Origin of the sequence: Sphingomonas phoenicis (genome assembly GCF_047238005.1) — a bacterium.
Classification (GTDB): domain Bacteria; phylum Pseudomonadota; class Alphaproteobacteria; order Sphingomonadales; family Sphingomonadaceae; genus Sphingomonas.
Map to the genome: position 1 here is coordinate 3,483,241 of NZ_JBDFMC010000002.1, position 24,439 is coordinate 3,507,679.

24 protein-coding genes are annotated in these 24,439 nt (G+C 70.7%); 21 read left to right on the plus strand and 3 right to left on the minus strand.

Annotated elements, in window-relative coordinates; genetic code table 11:
- Positions 1-46: 46 nt before the first annotated feature.
- Complete coding sequence (locus tag ABC319_RS17510; protein WP_413071447.1) at positions 47-550, minus strand: GNAT family N-acetyltransferase; 504 nt, start codon at positions 548-550, stop codon at positions 47-49.
- 150 nt (positions 551-700) lie between these two features.
- Between ABC319_RS17510 and ABC319_RS17515 the strand changes: the two genes are divergently transcribed.
- Together ABC319_RS17515 and ABC319_RS17520 are read left to right on the plus strand one after the other, a co-directional pair.
- The gene (locus ABC319_RS17515; RefSeq protein WP_413071448.1) at positions 701-1,072 is read left to right on the plus strand and encodes a dihydroneopterin aldolase; all 372 of its coding nucleotides are present in this window, start codon (positions 701-703) and stop codon (positions 1,070-1,072) included.
- On the plus strand, positions 1,069-1,371 hold the full coding sequence (locus ABC319_RS17520; RefSeq protein ID WP_413071449.1) for a Rossmann fold domain-containing protein: 303 nt from the start codon (positions 1,069-1,071) through the stop codon (positions 1,369-1,371). The genes ABC319_RS17515 and ABC319_RS17520 overlap by 4 nt, the downstream gene beginning before the upstream one ends.
- A 358-nt stretch (positions 1,372-1,729) precedes the next feature.
- On the opposite strand, the gene ABC319_RS17525 is transcribed toward ABC319_RS17520, so the two are convergent.
- Positions 1,730-2,620, minus strand: coding sequence for a hypothetical protein (locus tag ABC319_RS17525; protein ID WP_413071450.1), 891 nt, complete (start codon positions 2,618-2,620; stop codon positions 1,730-1,732).
- A 224-nt stretch (positions 2,621-2,844) separates the two neighbouring features.
- Here ABC319_RS17525 and ABC319_RS17530 point away from each other — a divergent pair, with 224 nt between their 5' ends.
- From ABC319_RS17530 to ABC319_RS17560, 7 genes are all read left to right on the plus strand, one after another.
- Positions 2,845-3,522 carry an energy transducer TonB gene (locus ABC319_RS17530; RefSeq protein WP_413071451.1) on the plus strand — a complete coding sequence of 226 codons (678 nt, stop codon included), beginning with the start codon at positions 2,845-2,847 and terminating at the stop codon, positions 3,520-3,522.
- 67 nt (positions 3,523-3,589) lie between these two features.
- The gene (locus tag ABC319_RS17535) at positions 3,590-4,387 is read left to right on the plus strand and encodes a MotA/TolQ/ExbB proton channel family protein (protein WP_413071452.1); all 798 of its coding nucleotides are present in this window, start codon (positions 3,590-3,592) and stop codon (positions 4,385-4,387) included.
- A 101-nt stretch (positions 4,388-4,488) separates the two neighbouring features.
- Positions 4,489-4,965, plus strand: a complete 477-nt coding sequence (locus ABC319_RS17540) for an ExbD/TolR family protein (RefSeq protein ID WP_413071453.1) — start codon at positions 4,489-4,491, stop codon at positions 4,963-4,965.
- Positions 4,966-5,005: 40 nt separating this feature from the next.
- On the plus strand, positions 5,006-5,431 hold the full coding sequence (locus ABC319_RS17545) for an ExbD/TolR family protein (RefSeq protein ID WP_413071454.1): 426 nt from the start codon (positions 5,006-5,008) through the stop codon (positions 5,429-5,431).
- Between the two features lie 1,606 nt (positions 5,432-7,037).
- Entirely contained in the window at positions 7,038-7,385 is a 348-nt protein-coding gene (locus tag ABC319_RS17550; protein WP_413071455.1) for a tetratricopeptide repeat protein, read from the plus strand.
- Between the two features lie 225 nt (positions 7,386-7,610).
- Positions 7,611-7,904 (plus strand): hypothetical protein, encoded by a 294-nt coding sequence (locus ABC319_RS17555; RefSeq protein WP_413071456.1) that lies wholly within the window; start codon positions 7,611-7,613, stop codon positions 7,902-7,904.
- Between the two features lie 358 nt (positions 7,905-8,262).
- Positions 8,263-8,451, plus strand: a complete 189-nt coding sequence (locus ABC319_RS17560; RefSeq protein WP_413071457.1) for a hypothetical protein — start codon at positions 8,263-8,265, stop codon at positions 8,449-8,451.
- A gap of 405 nt (positions 8,452-8,856) precedes the next feature.
- Here ABC319_RS17560 and dcd read toward each other — a convergent pair whose 3' ends face one another.
- Positions 8,857-9,411 (minus strand): dCTP deaminase, encoded by a 555-nt coding sequence (dcd, locus tag ABC319_RS17565; protein ID WP_413071458.1) that lies wholly within the window; start codon positions 9,409-9,411, stop codon positions 8,857-8,859.
- A 271-nt stretch (positions 9,412-9,682) separates the two neighbouring features.
- Between dcd and ABC319_RS17570 the strand changes: the two genes are divergently transcribed.
- The 12 genes from ABC319_RS17570 to xylB all read left to right on the plus strand — a co-directional run bounded on the left by ABC319_RS17570 (position 9,683) and on the right by xylB (position 24,418).
- Positions 9,683-11,317: a TldD/PmbA family protein gene (locus ABC319_RS17570; RefSeq protein WP_413071459.1), complete on the plus strand. Its 1,635-nt coding sequence runs from the start codon at positions 9,683-9,685 to the stop codon at positions 11,315-11,317.
- A 17-nt stretch (positions 11,318-11,334) separates the two neighbouring features.
- Positions 11,335-12,669 carry a TldD/PmbA family protein gene (locus ABC319_RS17575; protein ID WP_413071460.1) on the plus strand — a complete coding sequence of 445 codons (1,335 nt, stop codon included), beginning with the start codon at positions 11,335-11,337 and terminating at the stop codon, positions 12,667-12,669.
- Between the two features lie 155 nt (positions 12,670-12,824).
- The gene (locus tag ABC319_RS17580; protein WP_413071461.1) at positions 12,825-13,517 is read left to right on the plus strand and encodes a DUF4159 domain-containing protein; all 693 of its coding nucleotides are present in this window, start codon (positions 12,825-12,827) and stop codon (positions 13,515-13,517) included.
- Positions 13,518-13,521: 4 nt separating this feature from the next.
- The gene (locus ABC319_RS17585; RefSeq protein ID WP_413071462.1) at positions 13,522-14,511 is read left to right on the plus strand and encodes an AAA family ATPase; all 990 of its coding nucleotides are present in this window, start codon (positions 13,522-13,524) and stop codon (positions 14,509-14,511) included.
- A complete protein-coding gene (locus tag ABC319_RS17590; protein ID WP_413071463.1) occupies positions 14,504-15,382 on the plus strand; it encodes a DUF58 domain-containing protein in 879 nt (292 codons plus the stop codon). Before ABC319_RS17585 ends, ABC319_RS17590 begins: the two co-directional genes overlap by 8 nt.
- A complete protein-coding gene (locus tag ABC319_RS17595) occupies positions 15,382-16,494 on the plus strand; it encodes a BatA domain-containing protein (protein WP_413071464.1) in 1,113 nt (370 codons plus the stop codon). The genes ABC319_RS17590 and ABC319_RS17595 overlap by 1 nt, the downstream gene beginning before the upstream one ends.
- Entirely contained in the window at positions 16,491-18,593 is a 2,103-nt protein-coding gene (locus tag ABC319_RS17600) for a DUF4175 domain-containing protein (protein WP_413071465.1), read from the plus strand. The genes ABC319_RS17595 and ABC319_RS17600 overlap by 4 nt, the downstream gene beginning before the upstream one ends.
- The gene (locus ABC319_RS17605) at positions 18,590-20,398 is read left to right on the plus strand and encodes a carboxypeptidase regulatory-like domain-containing protein (RefSeq protein WP_413071466.1); all 1,809 of its coding nucleotides are present in this window, start codon (positions 18,590-18,592) and stop codon (positions 20,396-20,398) included. Before ABC319_RS17600 ends, ABC319_RS17605 begins: the two co-directional genes overlap by 4 nt.
- A gap of 126 nt (positions 20,399-20,524) precedes the next feature.
- Positions 20,525-21,508: an aldo/keto reductase gene (locus ABC319_RS17610; protein ID WP_413071745.1), complete on the plus strand. Its 984-nt coding sequence runs from the start codon at positions 20,525-20,527 to the stop codon at positions 21,506-21,508.
- A gap of 11 nt (positions 21,509-21,519) precedes the next feature.
- Positions 21,520-22,413: a LysR family transcriptional regulator gene (locus ABC319_RS17615; protein WP_413071467.1), complete on the plus strand. Its 894-nt coding sequence runs from the start codon at positions 21,520-21,522 to the stop codon at positions 22,411-22,413.
- A gap of 113 nt (positions 22,414-22,526) precedes the next feature.
- Entirely contained in the window at positions 22,527-23,618 is a 1,092-nt protein-coding gene (locus ABC319_RS17620; RefSeq protein WP_413071746.1) for a fumarylacetoacetate hydrolase family protein, read from the plus strand.
- 17 nt (positions 23,619-23,635) lie between these two features.
- Positions 23,636-24,418, plus strand: a complete 783-nt coding sequence (gene xylB, locus ABC319_RS17625; protein WP_413071747.1) for a D-xylose 1-dehydrogenase — start codon at positions 23,636-23,638, stop codon at positions 24,416-24,418.
- The last annotated feature ends 21 nt before the right edge of the window (positions 24,419-24,439 follow it).

A 24,439-nucleotide genomic window follows, 5' to 3' on the forward strand; every position in this document is an offset into this window, starting at 1 on the left:
GCGGGCGGGGTAGGCGGACGGACCGGCGGCGTAAAGCCCGCCGCGTTCAGCCGGCCGGACCGAGCGTGCCGCTGCCCGCCGGTACGCCGGCGCCGCGGGCGAGCAGGCGATGCGGCTCGACCGGGCCGGGCAGCCGCCAGCCGCCGGTCCGCTCCGCGGTGAAGCCGAAGAAGCGGCCATAATATCCGGGGTCGCCGATCAGCATCATCGCGGCGTCCAGCCCCTCCGCCCGCGCGGCGGCGAGCGCCGCATCGGTGAGGCGACGGCCGACGCCGCCCTGCTGGTGGCCGGGCATCACCGCCACCGGGCCCACCATCACCATCGGCACGGCGCCGCCATCGTCGGCGGCGAAGCGGACCGGCCAGCACTGGATCGAGCCGACCAGCGCACCGTCCGCGTCGACCGCGGCGAAGCCCAGCGCCGGGATCGCCAGCGCCGTGCCGCGCACGGCATAGGCGGTGCGGCCACGGCGATCGGGCCCGAAGGCGGCGTCGAGCAGCGCCTCCACGGCGGCGGCCCGATCGGGCGTCAGCGGGACGATCATGGTCATGGCAGGCAATCCGATAGCGGGCCGATAGCGGGCCGATGGCGCGCGCGCGGCGGACGGCGCATCCGGAGGCGCGCTGTACTGCGCGGGCGGCGGGTGGCAAGCCGTAATGGCCCGGGCTTTCTCCGGCGGACGCATATGCTAGGGGGCGCCATGAACGACCGTCTCCAGCTAGAAGTCCATGATATCGAGGTGTCGGTGCTGACCGGCATCTATTCCGAGGAGACGCACCTGCCGCAGCCGGTGCGCATCTCGCTGACGGTGGAGATGGCCTGTCCCGACCGGTTCGAGCCGGATACGCCGCTGGCCGCGTCGAAGAACTATCTTGACCTGAAGCACGCCGCGACGGGCGCCCTGCCCGAGAGACAGCATTTCACCCTGATCGAGGGGCTGGCCGAACATATCTGCGACACGCTGTTCCTGCAGGATGCGCGGGTGATGGCGGTGACGGTGAAGATCGTGAAGCTGGCGATCGCGGAGGCGGGCGAGAAGATCGGCATCACCCTGTTGCGCCACCGGCGATGAGCGCGGCGGGCCGCATCGACCTGGCAGCGGACGACGGGCTGGCGGCGCGGTTGCGGTCGGCACGGGGTCCGGTCGTGACGGCGGTGATCCGGGCGCCGCACGAAGCGGCCGCGGCGGCGCTGGTACGCGCCACGATCGCGGCGGTGGCGATGGAGCGCGCGCCCCTGGCCCGGGTGAACGCGGTACTGGTGGCCGACGGCGCGGCGCCGGTGGCAGTGGACCGGGTCGCGGCGTTCCTGGCGGGGGCCGTGGCGACGACCGGGCAGACGCTGGACGTGGCAGGGGACCGGCTTGGCTAGAGTGGATTTCGATCAGGTCTGGTCAACAGGATCGTCACCCCGGACTTGATCCGGGGTCCCGCTTGCCCCGCCTCCAGCGGGATCCCGGATCAAGTCCGGGATAACGACTGTATAAAGCTGATCGACAGCGACTCTAGAGAGTGATCCATCCACGCTGAACCACTCTCGACGACCACCCCGGCGAAGGCCGGGGGCCAGCTGAAATAGCCGGCTTGACGATGCGGAACGCCCCTCTCTGGCGCCCCTCCGCTGGACCCCGGCCTTCGCCGGGGTGGTGCTTTATCCTGGATGGATCGCCCGCCAGACCCGGTCGTGGCGCTACGCCGTCGTCCGGGCCGGCGACGAGCCTGCCGCCGGGTCAGGCGGCAGGGCGGCTCCGGCCGCAGGGGCCCAGCGCCGCGAGGACGACGGCGTAATCCTGTTGCGCCTGGCTCGCGTCGGCGGGGGCCAGCTGGTCGACGGCGGTCGCGGGCAGCGCGGCGGGGAGCGCGCAGGCGAGACGGTACCACAGCAACGTGTCGCGCGCGGGCGGGCCACCGCCCTCCTCGACGATCTCGCCCAGCGATACCGACCAGCGCGGCTGCTCGCCCGGGCGGCGCAGGATCGACAGCGATACGGGGCGCGCATCGGCGGTCTGGAGGAAGACCTGCGTCTCGCCCTCGCCCGGCAGCGCGCCGGGAACGTGGAAGGCGTTACCGATACCGGTGATGGTCGGCGGCGCATCGGCGGCGACGAGTTCGCGGGCGATCCGGCGGACGAGCGAATCGGCGGCGGGGCTCCACGCGACGCGCGCGGCGGGCCCGGCGAGCTGGAGCTGATCGGGCGAGCCGGGCACGCGCCGGGCGAAGAGCAACACCCGCTGCTTCTTCAGCGAGGGCACCCGTCCGCGCTGGTCGACGGGGATGTCGGCGAGGAAGCCGACGCGCTGGGGCAGGCCCGCCTCACCGCGAATCAGGGCGGCGACATCCGCCTGGATATAGAGGCGCTGGCGACCGGGAGCGACCGAGGCGGCCTCCGCCCCCTTGATCCGGGTGGTGGAGCGGATCGTGGCATCGACGACGACCGGGCTGACCAGCATCAGATCGGCGAGATCGGCATAGGGCGGCGCGGCAGGGCCGGCGATCGTGGCGGGAGCAGGGCCCGAATCGGGCGATTGTGCGGCGGCGGGAAGGCAAATGGTCCCGCAGGCGAGGGCCCCGGCGATGGTGACGGACACCAGCGCGGGGCGGCGCTTGATCGGATTATTCATGCTTCCGATGCTAGCGCAGTCCCGCCCCGGTACATAGCGGTTATCGGCGCGCGCCATTTGATCATTTGTTGCTTTCGACAAAGCGTTTGCGTGATGAACAGGTCGAAGGTAGGAATTGCCCAACTGTTAACGGTCGCTGCCGGCACAGGGACGATGCGGATTCACTTCTGTGTCCGATTTGTGTCGCTCGGTTGCCGAACAGCCTTAGGGAGTGTCGTTGCCGAATGGCCTACGTTGACCAGAAGATGAGCGGCGGCAAGGTGATCGCGATCGTCATCGTCGTGCTCATCCACGCCGTGCTGGGCTATGCCTTTATTACAGGCCTGGCGTATAAATATGTGAAGCAGGTTTCGGGGCAACTCGACACGTTCGACGTGGAGCCGCCACCGCCACCGCCGCCGCCGGACGAGCCGCCGCCGCCGCCGCCAGATCAGCCGAATCTGCCGCCGCCGCCGACCACGGTCGTCGTGCCGCCGCCGATCGTGAACGTGCCGGTGCCGGCCCCCGCGATCAACACGTCGCAGATCATCCCGCCGTCGCAGCCGGTCGCCCCGCCTGCACCCCCGGCGCCGCCTGCTCCGCCCGCGCCAGCCGCGCCGGTGGTCAGCAAGGCCGCGGGTGCGAGAGGCAACCCGGCCGAGTGGATCTCGACCGACGACTATCCGCCCAGCTCGCTGCGTGCGGAAGAGGAAGGCACGACGGGCATCGCCTGGGACATCAACGCCGCCGGCCGTGTCGAGAACTGCCGCGTGACGTCCTCCAGCGGATCGGCCGCGCTCGACCGGGCCGCCTGCCAGGCGATCACCCGTCGCGGCCGCTATTCGCCGGCGCTCGACCAGGCGGGCAACCCGATGCGGTCCAGCTCGTCGCGTCGCGTCGTGTGGAAGATGCCGGCACAGTGATGCGCATCTGACGATGCGCATTCCGAACCACCTGTCTCAAATGTTTCAGCCAAAGGACTAACCCACCATGTTCATCACCATCCTTGCCGCCGGCGGCGCGGCAGCGGGCGCCGAAGAAGCCAATCCCTACGGTCTTGGCGCGGCGCTGCGCGAGGGCGGGCTCATCTCGCAGTCGGTGTTCACGATCCTGGTCGTGATGTCGGTCGTGTCGTTCTACATCCTGTTCTCGAAGCTGTTCGAGCAGCAGAAGGTGATCAACCAGGCCAAGCGCGTCCGCGAGAGCTTCTGGCAGTCGAACTCGCTGAAGGAGGGCTCGGCCAAGCTCGACAAGAACTCGGCCTACAAGCAGCTGGTCGACGACGGCCTGGCCGCGCAGGACCAGCATGCCCGCCTGACCGATCCGGTCGAGGCGCATGACTGGCTGCACGGCTCGCTCGCCCGTTCGGAGGGTGCGATCACCTCGAAGCTGGCCAGCGGCCTGGCGTTCCTGGCGACCGTGGGTTCGACCGCGCCGTTCATCGGCCTGTTCGGCACCGTGATCGGCATCTACCGCGCGCTGATCAAGATCGGCTCGTCGGGCCAGGCATCGATCGACGCGGTCGCCGGCCCGGTCGGCGAGGCGCTGATCATGACCGCGCTCGGCCTGGTCGTCGCGGTTCCCGCGGTGCTCGCCTACAACTGGCTGCAGAGCCGCAACAAGACGATCGCCAAGGACCTGTCGGCCTTCTCGAACGACGTGCTGGGCTTCCTGGCCTCGAACGGTGCGGTGCGTCCGACGGCCGCCGCTGCCGCCAAGGCTCCGGTGAAGCCGACCCCGGCGACGACGACGGCCGGCCAGACCGGCGGCGTCCAGACCCGCGGCTGATCCCGACGCCCGACGACCTCGGGCGGGGCCGGCCGGTGCCGGCCCCGCCACCCGCCGGCCTTCATCCGGGCCGGCCCGAACAAGAATAGGATTGCCACGATATGGCGATGAGTACTGGTGGAGGCGGCGAGGACGCCCCCTTGTCGGACATCAACACGACGCCCCTCGTGGACGTCATGCTGGTGCTGCTGATCATCTTCCTGATCGCGGTGCCGGTCGTGCTGCAGACGGTGCCGCTGAAGCTGCCCGACGTGCGGTTCGACCCCACCACGACCAAGCCCGAGAACGTCAACCTCTCGGTCACGACCGAGGGCGGCGAGTGCGCGGTCTACTGGAACCTGTCGAAGGTCAACAGCAAGGAACTGCTGGATTTGGCCGTCAACAAGCTGAAGACCGAGATCGATCGCCAGGGCGGCCCCAACGCCGCCGGGCTGGAACTGCCCGAGGCGCATATCCGCGGCGACGTGAACACGCCCTATCGCTGCATCGGCGGGACCATCTACACGATGCAGTCGGCGGGCTTCGCCCGGGTCGGCTTCATCTCCGAGCCGCCCCCCGGCGGCGGTTCGTCGACCTGATCGGCCCCGATGCCAATCGTGTGCCAAGGAGTAATTTGACATGGCAATGAGTGCGGGCCGCGATGACGGCGAGCCGATGATGGAAATGAACACGACGCCGTTGATCGACGTCATGCTCGTGCTCCTCATCATGTTCATCATCACCATCCCGATCCAGACGCATGCGGTGAAGGTGGATCTGCCGCAGAACTCGAACACGCCGGCCAACCCGGTCGACGCGCAGAAGAACAAGATCACCATCGACGCCGCCGGGACGGTCGCCTGGAACGGCGCACCCGTCGACGAGGTGACGCTGCGCCAGTATCTGGACCAGACGGCGGGCATGAACCCGGAGCCGGAACTCCACTTCCAGCCCGCTCCCGATGCCCGCTACGAAGCGGTCGACCGGACGCTGGCGGTGGTGAAGCGCTCGGCGATCACCAAGCTGGGCTTCATCGGCAACGAGCAGTATCGCAACGACTTCTGATAGCTCCAAAGGGGCGTGGATGGATGCGACGAGAAGGGCGGCCCCGCGGGGTCGCCCTTCTTGCGTTCGGGGCAGGATGGAATGGGGCGGGGTGGAACGGGGCAGGGTGGAACGGGGCAGGGTGGAACGGGGCGGGGCGGGGCGGGCGCGGGGTTGCCGGTGTGGCGATGTGCGAGGGGGAAGGCGATCGTGGGCGCCGGCGCGTCGGTGTGGGGGGCGTCGGGCGCGCGGTCCAGGCTGGCAGAGGATCGGTCAGGCGCGCCAGGCGCCGGAGGATCAATCAAGGGTGCCGGGCACGCGGCTCCGGACGCCGGAGGATCGGTCATGCGTGTCGGGCGCGCAGATCTGGACGCCTTGTATTGGATAGTTGCGTTAGGCGCGTGGCCCCGGACGCAGCCGCCTTGGTCAGTGGTGCCGCGAGCCCGGCCCCGGATGCTGGAATGTCGGTCAGCGGCGTGGCGCGGGGCAGCTTTGGAGGCCGGAGCATTGGTAGGGGGCGTTGGCCGGTCGGCGCGGACGCCGGAGCTTCGGTTTGCGGCGTCGGGCGTGCGGTCCAGGCCGCTGGCGCTTTAGGCGGGGGCGTGGGGTGCGCGGCTCGGGACGCTGGAGTATCGGTGGGGGGGCGCCGGACGCTGGAGGATCGGTCCAGGGTTTCGGGCCCGCGACTCCGGACGCCGGAGCATCGGTCAGGGGCGCAGGACGCGGGGGGATCAATCAAGGATGCCTGACACGCAGACCCGGACGCCGGAGGATCGGTCAGGGGGGCCGGACGCGCAGCCCTGGACGCCGAGTTTCGATCAATTGCGTCAGGCACGCGGCCCCGGACGCCGGTGCCTTGGTCAGTGGTGACGCGGCCCGGCCCCGAATGCCGGCATATCGGTCAAGGGCGTCGCGCCGGGCGGTCCTGGACGTCGGAGTATTGGTCAGGGCCGGCACGCGGGGTGCCCGAACGCCGGAGCACTGGTCAGGGTGTTTGGCACGCGGCCGTTCCTGCTCTTCCGGTTACCGGCGGTTACTCGCTCCGCTCCTTTCGCTTCCGCCCGGGTGTCGGCGACTAGCGCGAGTGGAGCAGGCTGGCGCTGTAGCGCGGCTCAGGCGGTGCGTTGGTCGGGACGTTCGCGCCACGGGTTTGTTGCTTCTCGAGTTCCGCCGTCCGGTGGCAGAACCATGGCTTGGGCCGGCGGATCGATGGACTGGTCGTCGGGCTTCGGCCTTCGCAGAATGCGGACGGACGGGGCGCAAGGTTGAGCCGCGTCGCCGTCGACCGGCGGTGCAGCCGATGGTGGCAGCGGAGCGGCCCTTCACCACTTGGCGGGGCTTCAAGGCGCGGAGATGTGGCCGCCGCGGCCGCCGTTGCGAGTCATCGTTGAATGCTTAAGCGGCTCCGATGGCCGGTGACGGCGGTGGTCGCCTGTACCGGATCGATCCGGTCGGGCGCGCGGCATTGAAGATTATCAAGTCAAATCAGTCGAATAGAGGACTCGGCGCTCCCACTTCGTAGGTCATGAATTGGTGCTTGCCGGACAGTCACGGAAGTGACATCATCGTGTCACAAAACTGAAACGTTACGGCTCGCCGGGCGTTTCGGGGAGAACAAGGAGACAGGATGATGCGCGGGTTTCTCATTCCCCTGATCGTTGCCGGGCTGGCCGCTCCTGCGGTGGCGAGCGACCGGACCGGGTACCAGTCGATCGCCAGCGGCGACCTGCGCGCGGCGGAGGCGACGTTGAACGCGGAGCGGCGCATCTTCCCGGATCGTCCGGAGCTGATGCTCAATCTGGCGGCCGTGTACGGGCGCACCGGGCGGATCGATGCGGCGCGGCAGATGTATGCCGAGGTGATGGCGCGTCCGGTGGTGTCGATGCTCACCCCCTCGGGGGAGGCGGTGTCGTCGCATGATCTGGCGCAGCGCGGCATGGCGCGCATTTCGCCTGCGGTGCTGGCGACGCGCTGATCTTCTAGCCCGGTCGGGGTGGCTGGCGGTCTGGCCCGCCGGGGCATCCCGCCAAGGGGCTGCGAACGGTTAGCGTGGTGGGGCTGGAAGCGGTGCCGGCGGGCTGGGGGTCCGACGTCGCCATGTCACGGCATACGCCGGGCCATTGGCTCGCGATAAGGTGAAGAGTGCCGTCCGGATCGCTGGCAGCCGATGCGTGTGCCTGAAGCGGTACGGGGTGTTGAGATGGACGGTCCGGCGATCGCCGGTGGGGCGGGCATCGAGGTGGATGGCCGGCGATTTCCGACCGAGCCCGGCATCGAGGCGGGCCGTACGGCGTTCCCGATGGAGGCCGGAATCAAGGTGGACGGCCTTGCCGAAGCGCTGCCTGGGCCATGCGAGGCTTTGGCGACTGGACGTCAGAGCCATGCGCCATGCATGTCGTTCGTGCGGACGCCGGGGCCGGGATTAAAGTGCGATCCATTCAGGATGGAGCACCTCCCCGCGAAAGTCGGGGTCCAGCCGGAATGGCTGGCTTGACGATGCGCAACGCTCCCTCTGCCGCATCTTCGATGGACTCCGGCCTTCGCGAGACCTTTGCAAAACTATGCCGTCATTCCGGCTGACGCCGGGACCCATCTCTCCGTGAGCGTCCAGGCCGTTGATGTTCCCGCGTCGGTGGATCCCGGCGTGCGCCGGGATGACGACGGAAATGGAGTGGCGGGGATTTTTGCAGGAGTCTCTCCTTCGCCGGCGATTCTTGCGGATGGGGAGGGGAGGTCGTATCGTCGGCGGGTGACCGGGACGGCGCCGGTCGGGCGTGCGATACCGGGCCGATGGATGGCGGTCGGTCGCGCGGTGATGGCGGTCGATGATGGCCGGGACTGGTGGAAGAGCGATGCATACGGAAATGACGTTCTACAAGGTCTGGGCCGCGATCTCCTATGCGCTCACCTATGGCATTATCCTGCCGCTGTTCGTCGTCTGGTTCTTCTACATCATGATCAACGCGTTCTGGGTCAGGAAGCCGAAGGCGGACCCGGCGCCGGAGGTGCAAGCCGACGGATCGGAGCAGGGGCGCGGGTAGCGGGAGCGTTGGCTTGCGGGCGCTGACTGTGGCCGCGCCGGGCGTGTGCCAAGCGGGCGGTATGTAGATGTACGAATGATCGTGACATGAGGCAGCCTCATCCGGTGGTGTGGTCTTTGCGGTGGGTAGTCGTCGACGTTCTTCCGCTCTTGCCGCCGACGTGATCGGGGCAACGGCGCCGCCCCGGATCAGGTCGACGTGATGGGCAGGTGACCCGGCGAGTTTCGCGACCGTCCCTCCGAAGGAAGCTGACGTGGGCGGGATGGCGGTGTGCGGGTCCGGGCATGCGGCCGGGCTTGGCCGAGGCGGTGCGGGTCGGCTTCGCCGGCACCTTGGGCTTGTCGCCCTGCCGGGCGTAGCCGGAAAGGCCCGGGTTGCCGGGCCGCGCGGCCGCGCAGGCGCCGGTCAGAGTTTGGGCAGGGTGACGCCGCGCTGGCCCATATACTTGCCGGTGCGGTCGGCATAGCTGACCTCGCACGGTTCGTTGCCCTGCAGGAACAGGAACTGACAGGCGCCCTCGTTGGCGTAGATCCTGGCGGGCAGCGGGGTGGTGTTCGAGAATTCGAGGGTGACGTGCCCCTCCCAGCCGGGCTCCAGCGGGGTGACGTTCACGATGATCCCGCAACGGGCATAGGTCGACTTGCCGAGGCAGATGACCAGCACGTCGCGGGGCACCCGGAAATATTCGATCGTGCGGGCGAGCGCGAAGCTGTTGGGCGGGATGATGCACACGTCGGTCTTGCGATCGACGAAGCTGTTGGCGGCGAAATCCTTCGGGTCGACGATCGCGCTGTCGACGTTGGTGAAGATCTTGAACTCGTCGGCAACGCGGGCGTCGTAGCCATAGGAGGACAGGCCGTAGCTGATGCAGCCGTCGCGGCGCTGCAATTCGACGAACGGCTCGATCATCGCGTCGGCCAGCGCGCGCTCGCGGATCCAGCGGTCGGACAGAATGGACATGGCGGCTTCCCCCGTTCAGTGCGGACCGCCATTGCGGGAAGCGGGCGCGGGCGCAAGCGGGGCGATGCCGGCGGGCGGGCGGGGCACGTTCCCCAAAAAAGGTATACGACCACACCCGCGACCCGTTGACGGCGATCGAGCCGCGTCGTTAAGTGTCTTGCATCACCATGACACGGGCCCGTTACGGCCCGATTTCATGGCAACCGCCGGCCGGCTGCGCTTTCGGGTGCAGCGGCGATCCGGCGGTACATCCTTGGGGGGAGATACGGTCTTGCTGAGACGCGAATTCCTGACCGCGAGCGGTCTGGCGCTGGGTGGCGGGTTGCTGCCAGGCTTCATGGGGCGGGCGATCGCCGCGCAGGAGCTGGAATCGACGATCGACGTCGCGGTGAAGAAGCGGCTGGCCGATGCGGCGCTGAACGCATCGAAGAGCGCGGGGGCCAGTTACTGCGACGTGCGCGTCGGGCGGTATCTGCGCCAGTTCGTGGTGACGCGCGAGGCGATGGTGCAGAACGTCGTCAACACCGAGTCGGCCGGGGTCGGCATCCGCGTGATCGCCGACGGCGCCTGGGGCTTCGCCGCGACCAACGAAATGACGCCCGAGGCGGTGGCCGGCGCCGCGCGGCAGGCGACCGCGATCGCCAAGGCCAACGCCAAGACGCAGACCGCACCGGTGAAGCTGGCCCCGACGCCGGGCGTCGGCGAGGTGGCGTGGCGGACCCCGATCAAGAAGAACGCGATGCTGGTCCCGGTGAAGGACAAGGTCGACCTGTTGCTGGGCGTGAACGCCGCGGCGCTGGGGGCGGGCGCGAACTTCGTCAATTCCATCCTGTTCGTCGTCAACGAGCAGAAATATTTCGCGTCGACCGACGGATCGTACATCGATCAGGACGTGCACCGGATCTGGGCGCCGATGACGGTGACCGCGATCGACAAGGCGACGGGCAAGTTCCGGACGCGCGAGGGGTTGTCGGCGCCGATGGGGCTGGGCTTCGAGTATCTGGACGGCAACGCGAAGGACAAGTTCACCTCGCCCAACGGCGTCGTCAATTACGGCATGTCGTACGACATGCGCGAGGACGCGATCGCCGCCGCCAAGCAGGCGCAGGCCAAGCTGAAGGCGCCGTCGGTGAAGCCCGGCCGGTACGACCTGGTGCTGGACCCGTCGCACACCTGGCTGACGATCCACGAGTCGGTCGGCCATCCGCTGGAGCTGGACCGGGTGCTGGGGTACGAGGCGAACTATGCGGGCACGAGCTTCGCGACACTCGACAAGCAGAAGGCGCGGTTCCAGTACGGCAGCGACAAGGTGACGATCACCGCCGACAAGGTGGAGCCGGGCAGCCTGGGCGCCGTCGCGTACGACGACGAGGGCGTGAAGACCAAGAAGTGGGACCTGATCGCGGCCGGCAAGCTGGTCGATTACCAGGCGATCCGCGACCAGGCGCACATCCTGGGCAAGACCGCGTCGGATGGCTGCTGCTATGCCGACAACTGGGCGAGCGTGCAGTTCCAGCGGATGGCGAATGTGTCGCTGCAGCCCGGCAAGGCGAAACAGTCGGTCGCGGACATGATCAAGGGTGTCGAGAACGGCATCTACATCGTCGGCGACGGCAGCTTCTCGATCGACCAGCAGCGGTACAACGCGCAGTTCGGCGGGCAGCTGTTCTACGAGATCAAGAACGGCCAGATCATCCAGCAGATCGAGGACGTGGCCTACCAGATCCGGACGCCGGAATTCTGGAACGCCTGCGTCGGCGTGTGCGACGCCAGCGATTACCGGCTGGGCGGGTCGTTCTTCGACGGCAAGGGCCAGCCGAGCCAGTCGTCGGCGGTGAGCCATGGCTCGTCGACCGCACGCTTCAACGGCATCAACGTCATCAACACCGCCCGCTCGCTCGGCTGACCGGAGACGCATAGATCATGAGCATCCTCACCGAAGAGCAGGCCCGCGCGATCCTGACCAAGGTCGTCGCGCTGTCGAAGGCCGACGAGTGCACCGCGCAGCTGACCGGTTCGATCGACGGCAATGTCCGCTTCGCCCTGAACAACGTGTCGACCAGCGGCATCGTGTCGAACACCGAGCTGGGCGTGCAGGTCGCGTACGGCAAGCGGGTCGGCACCGCGACGATCAACCAGTTCGACGACGCGTCGCTGGCCCGGGTGGTCAAGCGGGCCGAGGACCTTGCGAAGCTGGCCCCGGAAAACCCGGAGTTCGTGCCGGCGGTGCCCAAGCAGACGTACCGGCCGAGCAATACGTTCAGTCCGGGTACGGCGGCGATCACGCCCGAATACCGCGCCAAGGTGGCGGCCGATTCGATCGGCGCATGCAAGGCGGAGAAGCTGGTCGCGGCCGGTTTCCTGCAGGACGGGCAGAGCTTCGTCGCGTTCGCCAACTCGAACGGCAATTTCGGGTACCAGCGGGCGACCGGGCTGGATTACACCTGCACCGTCAGGACCGAGGACGGGCGCGGATCGGGCTGGGTCGGGCGCAACGTGCAGGACTCGGGCAGCTTCAGCGCACCGACCGACGTGCGCACCGGCATGCGCAAGGCCGCGGCGAGCGCCGACGCGCGCGCGCTGGAGCCGGGCAAGTACACCGTGATCCTGGAACCGGCGGCGGCGGCCGGGCTGGTGGGGTTCATGATGAACTTCTTCGGCGCGCGCGAGGCGGACGAGGGGCGCAGCTTCCTGTCCAAGAAGGGCGGCGGCAACAAGATCGGCGAGCAGGTGTACGACCCGCGCGTCAACATGTGGGTCGATCCGTGGGACGCGAGCGCGCCGGTGCTGCCATGGGACGGCGAGGGCCTGCCCCGCGAGCGGCAGGACGTGGTGAAGGACGGCAAGGTCGTGAACCTCGACTATAGCCGGTTCTGGGCGCAGAAGCAGGGCAAGAAGGCGGTCGGCAGCCCCGGCAACATCATCATGGGCGGCGGCACCAAATCGACCGCCGACCTGATCCGGGGCACCGAGAAGGGCATCCTGGTGACGCGCACCTGGTACATCCGGATGGTCGACCCGCAGACGGTGCTGCTGACCGGGCTGACCCGCGACGGCACCTTCTATATCGAGAACGGGCAGATCAAGTATCCGGTCAAGAACTTCCGCTTCAACGAATCGCCCGTCATCATGCTCAACAACATCGACGAGCTGGGCAAGCCGGTGCGGGTGAAGGCGGACGAGGGCGATTTCATCATGATGCTGCCGCCGATGAAGCTGCGGGACTTCACCTTCACCTCGCTGTCGGACGCGGTTTGAGGGGCGCTTCGCTCATCTTCTGCTTTCCCGCCTGTTTCCTGCCTCCCCGGCGGAGGCCGGGGTCCAGTCGGGGGACGATTGCAACGATCGGCAACGTGCCCCGACAAAGGCCTTCCCGACTGGGCCCCGGCCTTCGCCGGGGAGGCGATTAGGTCGTGCGGCGCAGATCCTTTCTAGAGGGCATCGCGGCGGCGGTGGCGATGGGTGTTGCGCCGCGTGCCGTGGCCGCCCCGGCCTACGACTTCTGGTTCACGCGGTTGCGGTACGAGTCGGGCGACTGGGACGTGGACCAGCGGATGCCGGCGAACCTGCTGACCGCGCTGATCGATTATACCAACCTGCGCGTCGATCCGAAGGAGCGGGTGCTGGCGTTGTCGGATCCGAAGATGCTGACGGCGCCGTTCTGCTACATGGCGGGGCACAAGCTGGTCGAGTTCTCGCCCGCCGAGCGGCGCAATTTCGAGCGGTACGTGCGCAATGGCGGGTTCGTGCTGGTCGACGATTGCAACCACGATATCGACGGGCTGTTCGCGACCTCGTTCGAGCGGCAGATGGCGGCGATCTTCGGGCCGCGCGCGTTGCAGAAACTGCCGCCGAAGCACGCACTGTATTCCAGCTTCTTCAAGATGGCGGGGCCGCCGGCGACCGCGTTCGAGCTGAACGGCTGGGGCGACGACCTGGTGCACGATTACCTGAAGGGCATCGCCATCGATGGCCGGACGGGCGTGCTGTACAGCAACAAGGATTACGGGTGCGAATGGGATTACGACTGGCGGAACAAGCGCTTCCTGGCCGAGGACAATACGAAGTTCGCAGTCAACATCGTCATGTACGCGCTGAACGGGTGATCGGATGAACGAGACGGATATCGCCGACCGGCTGTCGCGGCTGACCGGATTGAAGGCCGCGATCGGCGGCGCGATCGTCGGGCAGGAGGCGGTGGTCGAGCAGCTGCTGATCGGGCTGATCGCGGGTGGCCACTGCCTGCTGGAGGGCGTGCCGGGTCTGGGCAAGACGCTGCTGGTGCGGTCGCTGGGGCAGGCGCTGGACCTGGGATTCCGCCGCGTGCAGTTCACGCCCGACCTGATGCCGAGCGACATCCTGGGCACCGAGCTGCTGGAGGAGGACCATGGCACCGGCAAGCGGCATTTCCGGTTCCAGCCGGGGCCGGTGTTCACCAACCTGCTGCTGGCCGACGAGCTGAACCGTACGCCGCCCAAGACGCAGGCGGCGTTGCTGGAGGCGATGCAGGAGCGGACCGTCAGCTATGGCGGCGTCACCCATGTCCTGCCCGCGCCGTTCTTCGTGCTGGCGACGCAGAACCCGCTGGAGCAGGCGGGCACCTATCCCCTGCCCGAGGCGCAGCTGGACCGGTTCCTGCTGCACGTGCGCGTCGATTACCCGACCGAGGTGGAGGAGCGCGACATCCTGGCGCAGACCACCGGCAACCACAGCGCGGCGGTGCCGAAGGTGATGGCGGGCGAGGAGATCATCGGCATCCAGCAACTGGTCCGCGACGTGCACCTGTCGGGCGACCTGCTCGACTGGATCAACCGGCTGGTGCGGGCCAGCCGGCCGGGCGACGCGGCGCAGCCGTCGACGATCGCTGCCTATGTCCGCTGGGGCGCGGGGCCGCGCGCCGGGCAGTCGCTGGTGCTGGCGGCGAAGGCGCGCGCGCTGCTGCAAGGACGGCTGGCGGCGACGCGCGAGGACGTGGCGGCACTGGCCGGACCGGTGATGCGCCACCGCCTGCTGCTGTCGTTCGCCGCCGAGGCGGAGGGCGTGAGCGCCGATGCCGTGGTCGAGCGGCTGGTGGCGGGAGTGCGCGGCCCCGGTGGTTGAGTTGATCCCGGCCGATGTGCGGCACCGGTTGCGCGACCTAACGCTGGCGACGCGGCGGGCGGTGGGCGACCGGGGACTGGGCGCGCACCGCAGCGCCAGCCGCGGCGCCGGGCTGGAATTCGCGCAGTACCGCCCGTACGAACGGGGCGACGAGCCGCGCCAGATCGACTGGAAGCTGTATGGCCGGTCGGACCGCTTCTTCGTGCGCGAGGCGGAGCGGGAGAGCCCGGTGGCGGCGTGGATCCTGCTGGATGCCAGCGCATCGATGACGCAGGCGGACGCGGCCCGGCCGGACTGGTCGCGGCTGGACGCGGGCAAGGCGCTGGCCGCGTGCGTGATGGAACTGGCGGTGATGCAGGGCGACCGGTTCGCGCTGGTGGCGCTGGGCGATGCGATGCGGGTGATGCCGCCGCATGGCGGGGCACGCGCGCGCGACCGGATGCGGCTGGAGCTGGCGGCGTTGCGGGCGGCGGGGACGCTGCCCGGCGAACGGGCGCTGGGGCCGATCTGGGAACGGATCGGCGCGCGCGACCTGGTGGTCGTCATCAGCGATTTCTTCGATCCGGCGGCGGTCGACCTGACGGTGCGGCTGTCGGCGGCGGGGCGCGAGGTGCTGGCGATCCAGATACTGACCATGGAAGAGCGGGATTTCCCGTTCGACGGCGGTTACCGGTTCCGCGATCCCGAGACGGGCGAGGAGCTGCTGGGCGACGGCGCGGCGCTGAAGGCGGAGTTCATCGCGCGGTTCGGCGCGGCGCAGGCGGCGCTGCACGCGGCGCTGGACGCCGGCGGGATCAGGCGGGCGGAACTGGTGCTCGACCAGCCGCTGGACACGCCGCTGCGCCGATTGTTCGGGCGGAACGGCGGCTGATGCCGGTGCTGGCGACACCGCTGGCGCTTGTGGCGCTGGCCGCGTGGGCGGTGCCGCTGCTGATCCATCTGGCGCGGCGGACGGAGACGCGGCCGACCGACTTCGCGGCGCTGCGCTGGTTGCGGCAGAAGCCGCGGCCGCGCCACCGGCCACGCTTCGACGAGCGGGTGCTGCTGGTCGTGCGGCTGGTGCTGATCGCGCTCATTGCCTTGTGGCTGGCGCGCCCGGTGCTGCCGGGCAGTGCCGACCGGACCGCCGTGGTGGCGTTCGCGCCGGGCACGACGCCCTTTGCGGCGGAGGGACGGCGACGGGTGTGGCTGGCACCGGGCTTTCCGTCGGTCGACGCCGCCGCGCCGGCGGGGCGCGGGCCGGTCGACAGCCTGATCCGCCAACTTGATGCCGACCTGCCGCCCGGCGTGCCGCTGACCCTGGTGGTGCCGGCGCGGTTGCAGGGGGCGGATGGGGAGCGGCCGCGACTGTCGCGGGCGGTGCGCTGGCGGGTGGTACCCGGTGGGGCGGTCGACACCGGCGGCGCGCCGCCCGCGCCGGACCTGACGATCCGCTATGCGCCGGAGCGGGCGGGACAGGTACGATATTGGCGGGCGGCGGCGGCAGCCTGGGGCAGGCGCTTCGCCGAGGCTGGTTTCGACCGGCCGATCGATCCGGGTGCGCGCGATCTGGTGTGGCTGGCCGGCGGGGCGTTGCCGCCCGCCGTGCGGAACTGGGTGGAGCGGGGCGGGACCGCGCTGGTGCCGATGGATGCCGACATTGCGGCGCGGTTCGTGCCGGTGTGGCGCGACGATATCGGCATGCCGCTAGCGGAAGGCGCGGCACTGGGGCGTGGGCGGGTGGTGCGGCTGACGCGCGAGTTGACCCTGGCGGCGATGCCCGAGTTGCTGGACGCCGGCTTCCCCGGCGAGTTGCGCGCGATGCTGGCGCCGCTGCCGCCGCCGGCGGTCGTGGCGGCGCGCGATCATGCGCCGCTGACCGGCGGACCGGCGCCGGTGGAACCGGTCCGCGACCTGAGGATGCCGGTGGCGATCGCGATCGCGCTCCTGTGGCTGGTCGAGCGCTGGCTGGCGACGGCGCGGCGGCGGGGGGCGATGCCGTGAGCGCCGTATCGCTGACACGGGCATGGGCCGGACCGGCGCGGCGGCGGGCGATGCTGCGCGATCTCGCGCTGACGGTGCCGGTGGCGATCGTCGCGGGCGTGGCGGCGTGGCGGCTGGCGGGCGTGGCGGTGGCGGTGGCGGTCGTCGTGATCGCGGCGGCGGTGCTCGGCCGGGCGGTGACTCAGCGGGCGGCGCGGTACGACCGGCGCTGGCTGGTGGCGGCGCTGGACGCGGTGCGTGGCGACCTGGAGGACAGCAGCGACCTGCTGTTCGCCGAGCCGGAGACGCTGGGGCCGTTGCAGCGCATGCAGCGCGGGCGGGTGGAGGCAAGGCTGGCCGCGGTGCCGCCGCCGGATCTGGCGCTGCCGCTGCCCGCACGGTGGATCGCCGCCATGTGGCTGGGCGCGATCGTGGCGGTGGCGGCGATGCTGTGGTGGCCGGCGGCCGAGCGGGCCGCCTTGGCGCCGGCGCGCGAGGGCGGGCCGGTGGTGCCGGGCGTGCCGCGGCTGACGGGGCAGCGGCTGATGGTGGTGCCACCGGGCTATACCGGAATGCCGGCGCGGCCGCTCGACACGCTGGATGCGCGCGTGCCACAGGGATCGCGCCTGATCTGGACGCTGCGCTTCGACCCGCAGCCGGCGGGGGCGGCGCTGGTGGCGCCCGACGGTCAGCGGCTGGCCTTGGTGGCCAACGGTGGCGACTGGTCGGGCGCACGGGTGGCGGATCGATCGTTCCTGTACCGCGTCGCCGCGACGGGGGGCACGGCGACGGCACCGCTTCACCGGATCGACGTGGTCGCCGACCAGCCGCCGCGCATCCGCGTGCTGGAGCCGGCACGGACGCTGTCGCCGGTCGTACCCGGCCAGCGTATGTGGTCGCTGGCGTTCGAGGCGACCGACGACGTGGCGGTGGCCCCGGTCGCGCGGCTGCGGCTGGTGGTGGCGCAGGGCGAGGGCGAGAACGTGTCGTTCCGCGAGCGGACGATCGCGATCCGGGGCAGCGGGGAGCCCCGCCGCCGACGCTTCGCGGCGCGGATCGATCTGGGCACGATGGGCTTCAACGAGCCGGGCGACCTGGTCGCGCAGCTGATCGTCAGCGACAATCGCCAGCCGGCGCCGCAGCAGGTGCGCGGGCCAAGCCTGATCCTGCGCCGCCCGCCCGCCGCGCTGGCCGAGAGCGGGCTGGAGGCATCGGTGCGGCGAGTGATGCCAGCCTATTTCACCAGCCAGCGCCAGATCATCATCGATGCCGAGGCGCTGATCGCGCGGCGCGCCACGTTGAGCGCGGACGCGTTCGTCGCCCGATCGGACGCGATCGGCGCCGACCAGCGGCTGCTGCGCCTGCGTTACGGCCAGTTCATGGGCGAGGAGACCGGTGGCGGCGCGACGGCGGCGATGCCGACCAGCGATGCCGAGGAGGGAACGGAGCCGGCGCATAGGGACGATGACGGGCACGATCATGGCGGCGAAGCCCCGGCGAGCCCGGTGTTCGGCGATGCGGGGAACGTGACCGCCGAATATGGCCACACGCACGACGAGTCCGAGGCGGCGACCCTGCTCGACCCCGGCACGCGCGCGACGCTGCGCAAGGTGCTGGACAATATGTGGCAGTCCGAACTGGCGCTGCGTCAGGGCGAGCCGCGCAAGGCGCTGCCCTTCGCGAACACGGCGCTGCGTTTCCTGAAGCAGGTACAGCAGGCGACGCGCATCTTCCTGCAACGGACGGGGACGCAATTGCCCCCGATCGACGAGGGACGGCGGCTGACCGGCAAGCGCGACGGGATCGGGCAGCCGGCGCTGCCGGTGCTGCGGGTCGATCCGGTCGATGCCGTACCGGCGGAGGCATGGCGCGGGCTGGCGGGCGGCGCGGTGCCGCTGGACGGCCTGACCCGCTGGCTGCGCGCGAACGAGGCGCGGGTCGCCGATCCGCTGGCGCTGACCGCCGCGATCGACGCGGTGCGGCGCGATCCGCTATGCGGGGCGTGCCGCCAGCGGCTGCGCGGTGCGCTGTGGAGTGTTCTCGCGCGGCCGGCGCCGACGGTGCGGCGGCGTGCCGAGGGCGGTGCGGCCGGGCGCCGCTACGTCGAGGCGCTGCGATGAGCGGCGAGCGGGTGCTGGCGACGCTGATGATCGCGGCGGTCCTGCTCGGCTGGGTGCGGCTGGGCTGGTGGCAATGGCGGGCGCCGGTGCGCGCGGCATGGTGGCGGATCGCGGCGCTGGCGGCGGTGCAGCCGGTACTGGCGGGATCGCTGTACCTGACGCTGCTGCCGCCGCGGCTGGCGGGCGAGGCCGGAACGCTGGTGGTGGCCACCGCGGGTGCGCCGGGGATCGTGGCGGCAGGCGGTGCCGAGCGGCTGGTGGCGTTGCCCGAGGCCGGGGCGCCGGCGGGGGCGGAAGCGGCGCCCGATCTGGCGACGGCGCTGCGCCGGCATCCGGGCACGCGGGCGATCCGGGTGGTGGGCGGCGGATTGACGCCGCGGGACGTCGCGGCGGCGCGCGGCGTCGCGGTCGCGTTCGATCCGCCGCCGCTGCCGCGCGGGCTCGTGGGGCTGTATCCGCCGGCGCCGGTCGCGCCGGGGGCGATGTTCCAGGTCGGCGCGGCGGTGTCGCGACTGGCGGGCGGGTCGGTCGAGCTGGTCGATCCGGCCGGGCGGCTGGTCGACCGGGTGGTGCCGGGGGCGGACGGGCAGGCGGTGCTGGGCGGGACGGCGCGGGCGGCGGGGGCGGCGCTGTTCACGCTGCGCGTGCGGGGCAGCGACCGGGCGGTCGTCGAGCAGGCAGCGGTGCCGGTGCTGGCGATCGCGCCGCCGCCGACGCGCGTCGTCATCGTCGCGGGTGCGCCGGGACCGGAGGTGAAGTTCCTGCGCCGCTGGGCGACCGACGCCGGGCTGGTGCCGGACCTGCGCGCGGGCGTCGGCGCCGGGGTGCGGATTGGCGACGGCCCGGCGCTGACCCCGGCGACGCTGGCGCGGACCGATGTCGTCATCTTCGACGATCGCGGCTGGGCGGCACTGGCCGCAGGCGAGCGGGCGGCGGTGGCGGCGGCGGTGCGGGGCGGCATGGGCGCCCTGCTGCGGGTGACGGGTCCGTTGCCGGCGGGCGTGCGGGCACAGTGGCGGGCGATGGGCATCGACATCGCCGGCGGCGCGGCGACGGCGCCGGTAGCGCTCGCCCCCGCCTCGCCGAGCGACGAGGCGTTGCAGGCGCGGCGGGGAGCGGGAACCGCGGCGGTGCCGCCATCGGCCGCGGGACCACGCGACGACCTGCCCGAGCTGACGCGGCGGGTGGCGGCGATCGGCGGCGTGGTTCCGGCGATCCGCGACGCGCGCGGCGCGCTGCTGGGCGGATGGCGGCCGGCGGGGCGGGGCCGCGTCGGCGTGTGGCTGGTCGAGGACAGTTTCGGGCTGGTGAGCGCCGGGCACGGCGACCGGTACGGCGAATGGTGGAGCGGGATCGTCTCCGCGATCGCGCGGCCGGATACGCGGCCGGTGGTGCGGGTCGGGCCGCTGGCGCGCGCCGGCGAGCGGATGGCGGTGTGCGATCTGCCGCCGGGTACGGCGACGATGACGGCGCCGTCGGGTGCGCGAGCGGTGCTGATCCCCGATCCGGCGGCGGGCGGGTGTGCGGGATATTGGCCGGGCGAGGCGGGCTGGCACGCGCTGGCCGGCGGGCAGGGACTGTCGCGGCCCGTCTATGTCCAGCCGGCCGGTGCGCTCGCCGGCGTGCGGGCGGCGATGCGGCGGGAGGCGACGATGGCGCTGACCGGGGGCGCGGTGCCGCGCGGGGCGGAGCCGGCAGGGCAGGGCGAGCGGGGATCGTCCTGGCCGTGGTTCCTGGGCTGGCTGGCGGTCGCGTCGCTGGCATGGTGGCTGGAGCGGGCACGGGCGGGCCGGCGGCGGGGTTGAGCCCGCCAGATTGATGAACGCCGGACATGGGTTCAATCGGTCGGCTGCGGCTAATGCAGGGTTCGTGCATTTCCTATCTGGGGCGTCTGATCATCGGCGGCGCCGCGGGCGTCCGGAGGAGGTATGATGCAACAACGTGAACTGGGCCGTAGCGGCTTGCGCGTGTCGGCGCTGGGTCTTGGCTGCATGGGGTTGAGCCATGCCTATGGCAGCCCCGTATCCGAGGACGACGGCATCGCGCTGATCCGGGGCGCGCACGAGCGGGGCGTGACCTTCTTCGACACGGCCGAGGTATATGGCCCGTTCGTCAACGAGGAGCTGGTGGGCCGCGCGCTGGCGCCGATCCGCGACCAGGTGGTGATCGCCACCAAGTTCGGCTTCGCGAACGGGGCGATGGACCAGGGGCTGGACAGTCGGCCCGAACACATCCGGGCGGTGGCGGACGCGTCGCTGAAGCGCTTGCGGACCGACCGGATCGACCTGTTCTACCAGCACCGCGTCGACCCGGCGGTGCCGATCGAGGACGTCGCCGGCGCGGTCGGCGAGCTGATCGCGGCGGGCAAGGTGAAGCAGTTCGGTCTGTCCGAGGCAGGCGTGGACACGATCCGCCGCGCCCATGCGGTCCAGCCGGTCGCGGCGCTCCAGAGCGAATATTCGATGTGGTGGCGCGAGCCGGAGGACACGGTGCTGCCGGTGTGCGAGGAGCTGGGCATCGGCTTCGTGCCGTTCAGCCCGCTGGGTCGTGGCTTCCTGACCGGGGCGATCGACGCGGCGACCGAGTTCGGCAAGGACGATTTCCGCAACAAGGTGCCGCGCTTCTCGGCGGAGAATCGCCGCGCGAACCAGGGGCTGATCGACACGATCGGCGGCATCGCCGACGGGATCGGCGCGACGCGCGCGCAGGTGGCGCTGGCATGGCTGCTGGCGCAGCGGCCCTGGATCGTGCCGATCCCGGGGACGACCAGGCTGCACAGGATCGACGAGAATGTCGGTGCCGCATCGCTGGAGCTGAGCGCGGCCGCGCTGGCGGCGCTGGACGAGGCGCTGGCCCGGATCCCGGTGCAGGGCGACCGGTACCCGGCGGAGCTGCAGCGCAGCGTCAACAGGTAGGAGCGGGGCGGATGCGGCGCGAGGAGCTGGTCGATCTCAACGCCTTCCTGATGGTGGCGGAGGAGGAGAGCTTCACCCGCGCCGCCGCCAAGCTGGGCACCTCGCAATCGGCGCTCAGCCATACGCTGCGACGGCTGGAGACGCGGCTGGGCGTGCGGCTGCTGACCCGGACGACGCGGCGGGTGGCGCCGACCGACGCGGGCGAGCGGCTGCTGCGGACGCTGCGCCCGGCGCTGGACGACATCGCCGCCGAACTGAGTGCGCTGGGCGATTTGCGCGCGACACCGGCGGGAACGATCCGGATCAACGCATCGGAGCATGCCGCCCGCACCGTGGTGTGGCCTGCACTTGCCCGGATGCTGCCGCTCTACCCGGACATCAAGGTCGAACTGCACGCCGACAACGCCATCGCCGATATCGTCGCCGACCGGTTCGATGCGGGCGTGCGGCTGGGCGAACAGGTCGCCAAGGACATGGTGGCGGTACGGATCGGTCCCGACCTGCAACTGGTGGTGGTGGGATCGCCCGCCTATCTCGCGAGCCACGAGCCGCCGGTCGTGCCGCAGGATCTCGCCCAGCATCGCTGCATCAACCGGCGGCTGGACAGCGCCGGCGGGCTGTATGCGTGGGAGATGGAGAAGGACGGGCGCGAGCTGCGCGTCCGCGTCGACGGGCAGCTGATCTTCAACACCGGCGCGCTGGTGCTGGAGGCGGCATGCGCGGGCTTCGGCCTGGCCTATGTCATGGCGGATCAGGCGGCGGAGGCGCTGGCGGACGGGCGGCTGGTGCAGGTGCTGGCCGACTGGACACCGCCCTTTCCCGGTTATCACCTCTATTACACCAGCCGTCGCCAGCATTCCGCGGCGTTCGCGCTGCTGGTCGAGCATCTGCGGTATCGCGATTGATCGCAGGCCGTTAGGCATGGCTCTCCCTTGACGGTATCCGTGGCATCGACGATACCGCTAACAAAGATGGGAGAGGTGGGGTGGCTGAGGATCGGGCCGGTTTGATACGGGCCATGCCGGCGGACTGGCGCGACGGGTTGTTCGTGGGCCGGGTGGACCGCGGCGAGGGGCCGACGCCGGTGGTGGTGCGCGGCGGGATCGTGCACGACATGAGCCGGGTGGCGCCGACGGTGGCGGACCTGATCGCGGGCGGGACTTTCGACGGCGGCGAGGCGGCAGGACCGCTGGAGGCGCTGGATCCGGCGACGCTGCTGAGCCCGATCGACCTGCAATGCGTGAAGGCGGCAGGCGTGACCTTCGCGGTGTCGGCGCTGGAGCGGGTGATCGAGGAGCAGGCGCGCGGCGACCATGGCCGTGCCGGCGCGGTGCGCGCGCGGCTGGAGGCGGCGCTGGGCGGCGGCATCCGCTCGGTGGTGCCGGGGACGGCCGAGGCGGCGGCGCTGAAGGAGGCGCTGATCGCGAGCGGCATGTGGTCGCAGTATCTGGAGGTGGCGATCGGGCCGGACGCGGAGATCTTCACCAAGTCGCCGGTGCTCTCGACGGTGGGCTGGAACGCCGCGGTCGGCATCCGGTCGGACTCGACCTGGAACAATCCCGAGCCCGAGGTGGTGCTGGTCGCCGATGCGGGCGGCGCGATCGTCGGCGCGACGCTGGGCAACGACGTGAACCTGCGCGATTTCGAGGGGCGCTCGGCACTGCTGCTGGGCAAGGCGAAGGACAACAACGCGTCCTGTTCGCTGGGGCCGTTCGTGCGGCTGTTCGATGCGGGCTTCGGCATCGAGGACGTGCGCAGCGCCGACATCGCGCTGACGATCGAGGGCGAGGACGGGTACGTGCTGGAGGGCGCCAGCACGATGCGCGAGATCAGCCGCGATCCCGAGGAACTGCTGCGCCAGGCGCTGAGCGAGCATCACTATCCCGACGGGCTGGTGCTGTTCTGCGGAACGCTGTTCGCCCCTACCCAGGACCGCGACGAGCCCGGGCGCGGCTTCACCCACAAGCCCGGCGACGTCGTCACCATCGCCAGCGCCCGGCTCGGCACGCTGGTCAACACCGTCACCACCTCGCGCGATGCGCCCGCCTGGTCCTTCGGCATCGGCGACCTGATGCGCAACCTCGCACGCCGCGGGCTGCTCGCGGCATGACCCATCCGGAGAAGACCATGTTGCAGCAGACGAGTTCGACCGGGCGGGCCAGCTATCCGAGCCTCGAGGACAAGGCGGTGATCGTCACCGGCGGCGCGTCGGGCATCGGCGCCGGACTGGTCGAGGCGTTCGTGGCGCAGGGGGCGCGGGTGGCGTTCATCGACATCACCGATGCGGCGGGCGAGGCGCTGGCGACAAGGCTGGCCGCCGACGCGCGGCATGCGCCGCTGTACCGCCGCTGCGACCTGACCGACCTGACGTGCGTCGCCGAGACCTTCGCCGGGATCGAGGCGGAGCTGGGCGGGGTCGACATCCTGCTGAACAATGCCGCGAACGACGATCGCCACGCGGTCGAGGACGTCACGCCCGCGTTCTGGGACGAGCGGATGAACGTCAACCTGCGGCACCAGTTCTTCGCGGCGCAGGCGGTGGCGCCGGCGATGAAGCGCGCGGGCAGGGGCGTGATCCTGAACTTCGGATCGATCAGCTGGCACCTCGCGCTGCCCGAACTGGTCCTGTACCAGACCGCCAAGGCCGCGATCGAGGGGCTGACCCGCGCGCTGGCCCGCGACCTGGGGCGCAGCGGCATCCGGGTGAACACCATCGTGCCGGGCAACGTCCAGACACCGCGGCAGGAACGCTGGTACACGCCCGAAGGCGAGGCGCAGATCGTCGCGGCACAGTGCCTGGACGGACGCATCCAGCCGTCGGACGTTGCCGCGCTGGCGCTGTTCCTGGCATCGGACGACGCCCGGATGTGCACCGGCCACGATTATTTCGTCGACGCCGGCTGGCGCTGAACGAACGGACGACAACGGCGC

Excerpts from the sequence above, each read along its gene's own strand:
- ABC319_RS17510 (WP_413071447.1), bottom strand. The coding sequence starts at position 550 with ATGACCATGATCGTCCCGCTGACGCCCGATCGGGCCGCCGCCGTGGAG.
- ABC319_RS17515 (WP_413071448.1), top strand. The coding sequence starts at position 701 with ATGAACGACCGTCTCCAGCTAGAAGTCCATGATATCGAGGTGTCGGTG.
- ABC319_RS17520 (WP_413071449.1), top strand. The coding sequence starts at position 1,069 with ATGAGCGCGGCGGGCCGCATCGACCTGGCAGCGGACGACGGGCTGGCG.
- ABC319_RS17525 (WP_413071450.1), bottom strand. The coding sequence starts at position 2,620 with ATGAATAATCCGATCAAGCGCCGCCCCGCGCTGGTGTCCGTCACCATC.
- ABC319_RS17530 (WP_413071451.1), top strand. The coding sequence starts at position 2,845 with ATGGCCTACGTTGACCAGAAGATGAGCGGCGGCAAGGTGATCGCGATC.
- ABC319_RS17535 (WP_413071452.1), top strand. The coding sequence starts at position 3,590 with ATGTTCATCACCATCCTTGCCGCCGGCGGCGCGGCAGCGGGCGCCGAA.
- ABC319_RS17540 (WP_413071453.1), top strand. The coding sequence starts at position 4,489 with ATGGCGATGAGTACTGGTGGAGGCGGCGAGGACGCCCCCTTGTCGGAC.
- ABC319_RS17545 (WP_413071454.1), top strand. The coding sequence starts at position 5,006 with ATGGCAATGAGTGCGGGCCGCGATGACGGCGAGCCGATGATGGAAATG.
- ABC319_RS17550 (WP_413071455.1), top strand. The coding sequence starts at position 7,038 with ATGATGCGCGGGTTTCTCATTCCCCTGATCGTTGCCGGGCTGGCCGCT.
- ABC319_RS17555 (WP_413071456.1), top strand. The coding sequence starts at position 7,611 with ATGGACGGTCCGGCGATCGCCGGTGGGGCGGGCATCGAGGTGGATGGC.
- ABC319_RS17560 (WP_413071457.1), top strand. The coding sequence starts at position 8,263 with ATGCATACGGAAATGACGTTCTACAAGGTCTGGGCCGCGATCTCCTAT.
- dcd (WP_413071458.1), bottom strand. The coding sequence starts at position 9,411 with ATGTCCATTCTGTCCGACCGCTGGATCCGCGAGCGCGCGCTGGCCGAC.
- ABC319_RS17575 (WP_413071460.1), top strand. The coding sequence starts at position 11,335 with ATGAGCATCCTCACCGAAGAGCAGGCCCGCGCGATCCTGACCAAGGTC.
- ABC319_RS17585 (WP_413071462.1), top strand. The coding sequence starts at position 13,522 with ATGAACGAGACGGATATCGCCGACCGGCTGTCGCGGCTGACCGGATTG.
- ABC319_RS17595 (WP_413071464.1), top strand. The coding sequence starts at position 15,382 with ATGCCGGTGCTGGCGACACCGCTGGCGCTTGTGGCGCTGGCCGCGTGG.
- ABC319_RS17605 (WP_413071466.1), top strand. The coding sequence starts at position 18,590 with ATGAGCGGCGAGCGGGTGCTGGCGACGCTGATGATCGCGGCGGTCCTG.
- ABC319_RS17610 (WP_413071745.1), top strand. The coding sequence starts at position 20,525 with ATGCAACAACGTGAACTGGGCCGTAGCGGCTTGCGCGTGTCGGCGCTG.
- ABC319_RS17615 (WP_413071467.1), top strand. The coding sequence starts at position 21,520 with ATGCGGCGCGAGGAGCTGGTCGATCTCAACGCCTTCCTGATGGTGGCG.
- ABC319_RS17620 (WP_413071746.1), top strand. The coding sequence starts at position 22,527 with ATGCCGGCGGACTGGCGCGACGGGTTGTTCGTGGGCCGGGTGGACCGC.
- xylB (WP_413071747.1), top strand. The coding sequence starts at position 23,636 with ATGTTGCAGCAGACGAGTTCGACCGGGCGGGCCAGCTATCCGAGCCTC.